General features: G+C 65.8%; 1 protein-coding gene. It reads left to right on the top strand.

The annotated features are described in order from the left end of the window. Positions 1–68: 68 nt before the first annotated feature. Positions 69–445, top strand: a 377-nt coding sequence (locus ACU8YE_RS25285) for a M20/M25/M40 family metallo-hydrolase (RefSeq protein ID WP_446930320.1), incomplete at its 3' end; no start/stop codon positions are given.

Raw genomic sequence — 445 nt, 5'->3', positions numbered from 1 at the left:
CACCTGGCCATCCCATCGTGTACGGCGAGCTGTGGCAAGGCGCTCCCCGGACCCTATTGATCTACGGCATGTACGACGTGATGCCCACCGACGAGGACGGCTGGATGGCCGAGCCGTTCGGGGCCGAGATTCACGACCTGCCGGGGTTGGGACCGAGTGTCATTTGCCGGGGCGCGGTCAACACCAAGGGGCCGCTGGCCGCCTTCTTCACCGCTATGCGGGGTGTTCAGCGGGTCGAGGGAAAGCTGCCGGTCAACCTGCTGTTCGCCGTCGAGGGCGAGGAGGAGATGGGCAGTCGCTCGTTTCCCGCCTTTGCTGAGGGGTACGCGGACCGGCTGAAGCGGGCCGACGCGGTGCTGTTTCCCTTCTTCGAGCAGGACGAGGCTGGGATGCCCAGTCTGGTGCTGGGCACCAAGGGGATGCTGTACGTCGAGCTGATCTGCAC

The organism is Ralstonia sp. VS2407 (genome assembly GCF_052950655.1).
This window is presented reverse-complemented; position numbering and strand designations above follow the sequence as displayed.